This window comes from Microvirga calopogonii (genome assembly GCF_003347665.1).
GTDB classification, from domain to species: domain Bacteria; phylum Pseudomonadota; class Alphaproteobacteria; order Rhizobiales; family Beijerinckiaceae; genus Microvirga; species Microvirga calopogonii.
Window position 1 is genome coordinate 40,002 of sequence record NZ_QDGA01000038.1, and the last position, 6,772, is coordinate 46,773.

Consider the following 6,772-nt stretch of genomic DNA (forward strand, 5'->3'; position numbering starts at 1 on the left):
TGAGAACGAGACGGCTCCAGCCAGCGAAATGCGCTAGCCGCAAATAATCCCGGAAATGAGGATCGTTGCCGTGTTCATGAAGCCATCAATGCCTTTTCGTCCCTGGGACGTCAAGGTTTCCAATTTGGTAAGCATGTTTTATTTGCACGCCCGCATGAAACGGGTTCCAGCAAAGCGCGTTAGAGGTTTATTCACGCACACTCGTGGCATAATAGCCCGAGTTCAAACAATGAGGTCTTCGATGCGCCGCGCATTCACCATGCTCGGAATGGGTACTGTTGTGTTTCTTGCAGCCGCGTCCCTGACGCTGCTTCCCAACGGCACCAAGGCCTCTTCGACCCAAGCGACCTTCATGGTCCCCGCCGCCGACGGCTACGGCGTCGCGGAATGCCTGATCTCAAACCAGGCATGTGGCCAAGTTGTGGCAACCGCTTGGTGCGAGGCCCATGGCTACACCAAAGCGGTTTCCTATCGGCAGATTGCCCCCGACGAGGTGACGGGCACCATCCAGAAGGCTGCCCTCAGCCCTGAGGAGCGCCCGGTCTCCGTAACCTGCTCCAATTAAGTCGTCACGGGAGCGAGCATGGTCCGGGCGGTCTCGACGACGGCCCGGGTCAGGTCTCCCAGCAGGGGACCGACAATCCGGCTCTGCTGCCAGAACAGGGGCACCTCCAGAGGTTCGGAGGGCTCCAAGGTCACCAGGTGACCGGCACGGATGTGCTCCTGAACCATCATTTCCAGGTTCATCCCCCATCCTAATCCCGCCAGGGCGGCATCGACGAAAGCCTGCGATGACGGCAGCCAGTGGGCAGGCGGCGTGACATCTGTGCCGAGGACCCGCCGCAGCCAGAGCGCCTGAAGCTGGTCTTTCCGGTTGAAGACGAGGCATGGCGCGCGAGCGGCCGAATGCCCATTCAACCCTTCCCGCAACCATCGGTCGATGAACGCAGGGCTGGCCGTCGCGAGATACCGCAAGCTGCCGAGGAAATGGCTGTTGCAGCCCTGAATCGGCTTTCCATGCGCGGTCACGGCGGCCACGACTTCCCCTCGCCTCAGCCACTCGGCACTATGGTCCTGATCGTCGACCACGAGGTCGAAGAGAAAGCCCTCCGTCTGGGCCATGGCCGGAATGAACCAGGTGGCGAGGCTGTCCGCATTGACGGCGATGCGCAGGGTAACCGGGTGGCTCTCGGGCTGCAGCCCTGGCAGGTTGTAGCGCAACGAGCTTTCAAGCAGAGCAACCTGTTCCACGTGCTGGCAAAGTCGCTCGCCGGCCACCGTGGCTGTGCAAGGCTGCCCCCTGACCACGAGAACAGCCCCGATTCGCTCCTCCAGAAGCTTGATCCGTTGGGAAACGGCTGAAGGCGTGACGTTGAGCTGGTCCGCAGCCCGCTCGAAGCTGCCGGTGCGCACGACCGCCGCAAGGGCCGCAAGAAGAGCGTAATCCAGCATCGGATTAGTTTTTCTTAATAAGGATCAGATTGTTTAACTTCTCTAATCCTAGGACGAGACTTAGGACACGTCGACTCCTTCTCGGATCATCGACATGAATGCACCCCTGCTCGCCGGCTTCCTCCTAGGCCTCAGCCTCATTCTTCCCATCGGGGCGCAGAACGCTTTCGTTCTCCGAGTCGGGCTGCGCGGCGAACATGTCTTCGCCGTATGTCTGACCTGCGCGCTGTCGGACGCTGCACTTATCCTAGCCGGAGTGTCCGGCTTCGCGCAGGTCAGCGCACGAGTTCCCTGGGTGGAGACGGTCCTGCTTTACGGGGGCGCCGCATTCCTTCTCGTATATGGCGCACGCAGTTTCATGGCCGCATTCGGAACGGCCTCTTTACGACCATCCGAAGCAACGCCGGAAAGCCTTGGCCGGGTCGTCCTCGCCTGCCTCGCCTTCACCTGGCTCAACCCGCACGTCTATCTCGACACGGTGGTCCTGATCGGCTCGATCTCGACCCAGTTCAATCAGGGCAAGGGATCATTCGCTGCGGGCGCCATGCTGGCCTCCTTCACGTTCTTCTTTTCCCTCGGCTTTGGAGCCCGTCTCCTGAAGCCTTTCTTTGCCCGGCCTGTCACTTGGCGGATCCTCGACGTCGCTATCGGGCTGATCATGTGGGTGACGGCCGCACGGCTGCTGCTCGGCGAAGGGGCGGCCTGACGTCCGCCCCCCGACCTATTTCAGCCACTCCCCGCATTTGGGCGGAGCCTCGGTTCCCCAAGGCATCAGCGGGACGGTCGAGGTCGAATTCTTGGGCGAGCCTTCGATGGGTCGGTCCGAATAGACCATATAAACCAGGGTATTGCGCTTGGCGTCGCAGCCGCGGACGATCTGCATCTTCTTGAAGATCAGAGACCGGCGCTCACTGAACACCACATCGCCCTGGCCAAACTTCTGCTTGAACTTCACCGGACCCACCTGCCGGCAGGACAGGGAAATGTCGGAGACCTCCTCGGCGACGCCGAAGGTGCCGGAGATGCCGCCGCGCTCCGGGGTCGTATAATGGCAGGCCACGCCTTCCACCACGGGATCGTCGATCCCATAGACGGCGAGCTTGTCGTCCGGGGTGAGCGCCCGCCAGACCGTGGATTTCTTGAAGATCAGGTCGGGCTCCTGGGCCGCGGCACCGGTCACGGCAGCCATCGTCACAGCCAAGGCCAAAGCAAATCGCGCAAGCATCTTACCAGTCATCTCCCACGGTTACGCTGTCATGTGGGGATGGCTTGGGCCTTTGACGAGGGGCTATTCCCGGTCATGGCAGACGACGCAGATCTTGTTGCCGTCGAGGTCGCGGAAATAGGCCCCGTAATAGTTGCGGTGGTATTGCGGCCTTAGGCCCGGCAGGCCTTCGTCCGCTCCGCCCTGTTCCAGGGCGGCCGCATGACAGGCGTCGACCAGGCTGCGCCGGGACGCCAGCAGCGCGATCATGGAGCCGTTGCCCACGCTCGGCCTGCCCCCGTCGAACGGGCGCACGACCAGGAATTGCGGCCGCCCCCCGGGCACGCCCCAGCCGACCATGCTGTCGTCCGCGAAGCGGACTTCCAGTCCGAGGGGAGCCAGAACCGCATCGTAGAAGGTTCTCGCCCGGGCGAGGTCATTTGCTCCGATCGTCGTATGGGAGTACATGCGGGATCACTTTTCGGAGTCGCTGTTCGGGATCAGCTAGACAGCTTCCCTCGAAGGGGGCAAGGCGTTAATCACAATAGGGTCAAATTCCAGCGGCACATGACCTGCCTGACCCAGGCATTCGATGCCGCAACGGACCGGTTCTGCGATAAGCTCTATGGCAAAGATATCTTTTCTCCGCTCCCTCATCACCATGACGGCCTTTCTGGCCGCCGGCCAGGCCGCTTATGCCCAATCGGCGCAGTGCCAGCGGTTCCAGGCTGAACTCGCGGCCCTGGACCGCAGCGGCGGGAGCGCACCGACCGGACAGATGCAGGCCCAGCGGATGGAGATCAACCGCCTCGTCGGCTACTACCGCAGCATCGGCTGCGAGCGCGGCCCGCTGGGCTTCCTGTCGGGCCCGGCCCCGGCCGAATGCGGCTCCATCGCCCAGCAGATTCGCCAGCTCGAGGCCGGCTATGCCCGACTTGCCTCGCAGGCCGTCGACCAGAGCCAGATCGAAGCGCGTCGCCGGCAGCTGCAGGTAGCGGTTCAGCAGACCTGCTCCACCGAGCAGCCCCGTGGCTTCTTCGAATCGCTGTTCGGCGCTCCGCGTCAGCAACAGCAGCAGGAGATCATGCCCGAGGGTCAGCCCATCATCGCCGATGATGGACCGCCCTCCATGGGCGGCGGACGCCTGATCTGCGTGAAGACCTGCGACGGGTCCTTCTTCCCGCTGACCACTCCTCCGGGCGGCGGACAGAGCGCCAACGAGATGTGCCAGTCCCTCTGCCCCGGCACGGAAACCCTGGCGTTCGCCTATCCGGGCGGGGATCAGGGCCTCAACCGGGCCGCCTCGCTTTCGTCGAACCAGCCTTACACGTCGCTGGCGAATGCGTTCAAATTCCGCAAGACCTTCGACGAGAGCTGTGCCTGCAAGAAGCAGGGCGAGAGCTGGGCCGTGGTCCTGCGCAAGGCCGAGAGCATGCTGGAGCAGCGCAAGGGCGACGTGATCGTCACCGCCGAGAAGGCCGAGGAACTCTCCAGGCCGAAGGTGCAGGCCGCCCGCAAGGCCGCCGACAAGAAGGCCGACGAAGAAACCAAGGAAGCCGCCGAGATCGCCGCTGCCGCTCCGACGGCCAGCAAGGAATCAGCCGGTATCGGGCCTCAATCCATCGAGACCAATGCCGTCGTCGGCCAGGGCGAGGGCTCGAAGCAGGAAGTCGTCGCGGGCAACGGCCAGAAGAAGACCGTACGCGTGATCGCCCCCAACATCATCCCGGTTCCGCACGCGCAGAACTGATGATCTTGGCACGGTGTTGAAGATGACGCCCTCTGCCGTCATTCCGGGGCCGCACAGCGGAACCCGGAACCCATAGCCGCTGACGTTTCAGGAAGAGGTGTGAAGCCGCTCGCCTTTTTCCTGCGACCTCGGCGGCTATAGGTTCCGGGTTCGCCTTCGGCGTCCCGGAATGACAGGAACGGCATCGGAAGAGCTTTTCGCATCCATTCCGCCCCGCCTCCCGTCATGCTATCACGCCGGCATGAAACCGCTCGATTCCCCTGAGATGCTGCAACCCGCGGGCGTCTCCGATCCCATCATCTCCGTGTCCGGCCTGACCAAGACCTATGCATCGGGCTTCCAGGCCCTGAAGAAGGTCGATCTGGGCATCCGCCGGGGCGAGATCTTCGCGCTGCTCGGGCCCAATGGCGCCGGCAAGACGACCCTGATCAGCATCATCTGCGGGATCGTCAATCCGAGCACGGGCACCGTGACGGCGGACGGACAAGACATCATTCGCGACTACCGGGCGGCCCGCACCAAGATCGGCCTCGTGCCACAGGAGCTCACCACCGACGCGTTCGAGAGCGTGTGGGCGACGGTGACGTTCAGCCGGGGGCTTTTCGGCAAGCCGCCCAATCCTGCCTATATCGAGAAGATCCTGAAGGACCTGTCCCTGTGGGAGAAGCGGGACAGCAAGATCATGGCACTTTCCGGCGGCATGAAACGCCGTGTCATGATCGCCAAGGCCCTGTCGCACGAGCCCAAGATCCTCTTCCTCGACGAACCGACCGCCGGCGTCGACGTGGAGTTGCGGCGGGACATGTGGAACATGGTCCGCACCCTGCGGGAGAGCGGCGTCACCATCATCCTGACCACCCATTATATCGAGGAGGCCGAGGAGATGGCCGACCGGATCGGGGTGATCAGCAAGGGCGAGATTATCCTGGTCGAGGACAAGAACGTCCTGATGCAGAAGCTCGGCAAGAAGCAGCTCACCCTGCACCTGCAGAGCCCTCTCGCCGCCCTGCCGCCCGAGCTGCAATCCGACAATCTGCAGCTTTCCGCCGACGGCAGCGAACTCGTCTACACGTTCGACACGCAGACGCAGGAAACCGGCATCGCGGGCCTTCTGCGCCGCCTGAACGAACACGGCATCGACTTCAAGGATCTTCAGACTTCGGAATCCTCTCTCGAGGAGATCTTCGTCAGCCTTGTCAGGGGGCGCCCATGAATCTCTACGGCATCAAGGCCATCTATCTCTTCGAGATGGCACGCACCTGGCGCACGTTGATGCAGAGCATCGCGTCTCCGGTGATCTCGACCTCGCTCTATTTCATCGTCTTCGGCTCCGCCATCGGTTCGCGCATGGCCAATATCGATGGCGTGAGCTACGGCGCCTTCATCGTGCCGGGGCTGATCATGCTCTCCATCCTGACGGAGAGCATCTCGAACGCCTCGTTCGGCATCTACATGCCGAAGTTCTCCGGCACGATCTACGAGCTCCTGTCGGCCCCCATCTCGGCGCTGGAGACCGTGATCGGCTATGTGGGAGCGGCCGCCACCAAATCGGTGATCATCGGCACCATCATCCTGGTCACGGCGCGGCTCTTCGTCGATTTCTCGATCGCACATCCCGTCTGGATGATCGGCTTCCTGGTGCTGACCTCCATTACCTTCAGCCTCTTCGGCTTCATCATCGGCATCTGGGCCGACAGCTTCCAGAAGCTGCAGGTCGTCCCGCTGATGATCGTCACCCCCCTCGCCTTCCTCGGCGGCAGCTTCTATTCGATCAACATGCTGCCGCCCTTCTGGCAGACCGTGGCCCTGTTCAACCCGGTGGTCTATCTGGTGAGCGGGTTCCGCTGGAGCTTCTACGGCGTCGCCGACGTGGGCGTGGGCTTGAGTCTCGCCATGACCATGGTCTTCATGCTGATCTGCCTTACCGCCGTCTGGTGGATCTTCAGGACGGGGTACAAGATCAAGGCCTAGAATTCCCATCCGTCATGCTTGGCCTTGGTGCCGGGCATCCATGTCTTGGCAGCGTTGCCGTTCCGACGACGTGGGTGGCCGGATCAAGTCCGGCCATGACGCGGCGGGTGGTGGTCCGGGATCGGGTGCCAGCTGTGGCACCGGCACCTGCGCCTTGTCATTCCCGCGAAGGCGGGAACCCATGACCGCCATGTCTCAAGACAGGGCGAGCCGCGTCGCGTCTCCTCCTGCATCGTCGGCGGCTCTGGATCCCGGATCTCCGCTGCGCTTCGTCCGGGATGACATTTCATGTCAAAGAGCCAGCACCTGCGGGCCCGCAGCTTGCGCTGCGGGCCGTCAGGGTTCGAGGGTGGCGCGTCGGGCAGCCCGGCTCGCTACTGGTGTGTTGATGGAAG

General features: G+C 62.9%; 8 protein-coding genes. 5 read left to right on the forward strand and 3 right to left on the reverse strand.

Translation table 11 applies throughout. The annotated features are described in order from the left end of the window. The first annotated feature begins 241 nt into the window (after window positions 1–241). On the forward strand, window positions 242–565 hold the full coding sequence (locus DDF70_RS22150) for a hypothetical protein (protein WP_114946982.1): 324 nt from the start codon (window positions 242–244) through the stop codon (window positions 563–565). Here DDF70_RS22150 and DDF70_RS22155 read toward each other — a convergent pair. Beyond that, window positions 562–1,452, reverse strand: a complete 891-nt coding sequence (locus tag DDF70_RS22155; RefSeq protein WP_114946983.1) for a LysR family transcriptional regulator ArgP — start codon at window positions 1,450–1,452, stop codon at window positions 562–564. The two genes, DDF70_RS22150 and DDF70_RS22155, sit on opposite strands and share 4 nt — an antisense overlap. A gap of 94 nt (window positions 1,453–1,546) precedes the next feature. On the opposite strand from DDF70_RS22155, the gene DDF70_RS22160 reads away from it, so the two are divergent. Then, complete coding sequence (locus DDF70_RS22160) at window positions 1,547–2,158, forward strand: LysE/ArgO family amino acid transporter (protein ID WP_114946984.1); 612 nt, start codon at window positions 1,547–1,549, stop codon at window positions 2,156–2,158. A 15-nt stretch (window positions 2,159–2,173) separates the two neighbouring features. Here the strand turns inward: DDF70_RS22160 and DDF70_RS22165 are convergent, their stop codons facing one another. Beyond that, a complete protein-coding gene (locus DDF70_RS22165) occupies window positions 2,174–2,677 on the reverse strand; it encodes a CreA family protein (RefSeq protein WP_170316107.1) in 504 nt (167 codons plus the stop codon). A gap of 63 nt (window positions 2,678–2,740) precedes the next feature. Next, entirely contained in the window at window positions 2,741–3,124 is a 384-nt protein-coding gene (locus DDF70_RS22170; protein ID WP_114946986.1) for a VOC family protein, read from the reverse strand. A 157-nt stretch (window positions 3,125–3,281) separates the two neighbouring features. On the opposite strand from DDF70_RS22170, the gene DDF70_RS22175 reads away from it, so the two are divergent. The 3 genes from DDF70_RS22175 (at window position 3,282) to DDF70_RS22185 (ending at window position 6,377) form a co-directional block, all read left to right on the forward strand. Continuing rightward, on the forward strand, window positions 3,282–4,406 hold the full coding sequence (locus DDF70_RS22175; RefSeq protein ID WP_162820572.1) for a DUF2865 domain-containing protein: 1,125 nt from the start codon (window positions 3,282–3,284) through the stop codon (window positions 4,404–4,406). 241 nt (window positions 4,407–4,647) lie between these two features. Further along, window positions 4,648–5,619, forward strand: a complete 972-nt coding sequence (locus tag DDF70_RS22180; RefSeq protein WP_205772463.1) for an ABC transporter ATP-binding protein — start codon at window positions 4,648–4,650, stop codon at window positions 5,617–5,619. After that, window positions 5,616–6,377 (forward strand): ABC transporter permease, encoded by a 762-nt coding sequence (locus tag DDF70_RS22185; protein WP_114946989.1) that lies wholly within the window; start codon window positions 5,616–5,618, stop codon window positions 6,375–6,377. Before DDF70_RS22180 ends, DDF70_RS22185 begins: the two co-directional genes overlap by 4 nt. Window positions 6,378–6,772 lie beyond the last annotated feature (395 nt).

Bases quoted from the DNA above. Each gene is read 5' to 3' on its own strand.
- DDF70_RS22180 (WP_205772463.1), top strand. From the start codon at position 4,648: ATGAAACCGCTCGATTCCCCTGAGATGCTGCAACCCGCGGGCGTCTCC.
- DDF70_RS22155 (WP_114946983.1), bottom strand. From the start codon at position 1,452: ATGCTGGATTACGCTCTTCTTGCGGCCCTTGCGGCGGTCGTGCGCACC.
- DDF70_RS22165 (WP_170316107.1), bottom strand. From the start codon at position 2,677: ATGCTTGCGCGATTTGCTTTGGCCTTGGCTGTGACGATGGCTGCCGTG.
- DDF70_RS22185 (WP_114946989.1), top strand. From the start codon at position 5,616: ATGAATCTCTACGGCATCAAGGCCATCTATCTCTTCGAGATGGCACGC.
- DDF70_RS22175 (WP_162820572.1), top strand. From the start codon at position 3,282: ATGGCAAAGATATCTTTTCTCCGCTCCCTCATCACCATGACGGCCTTT.
- DDF70_RS22170 (WP_114946986.1), bottom strand. From the start codon at position 3,124: ATGTACTCCCATACGACGATCGGAGCAAATGACCTCGCCCGGGCGAGA.
- DDF70_RS22150 (WP_114946982.1), top strand. From the start codon at position 242: ATGCGCCGCGCATTCACCATGCTCGGAATGGGTACTGTTGTGTTTCTT.
- DDF70_RS22160 (WP_114946984.1), top strand. From the start codon at position 1,547: ATGAATGCACCCCTGCTCGCCGGCTTCCTCCTAGGCCTCAGCCTCATT.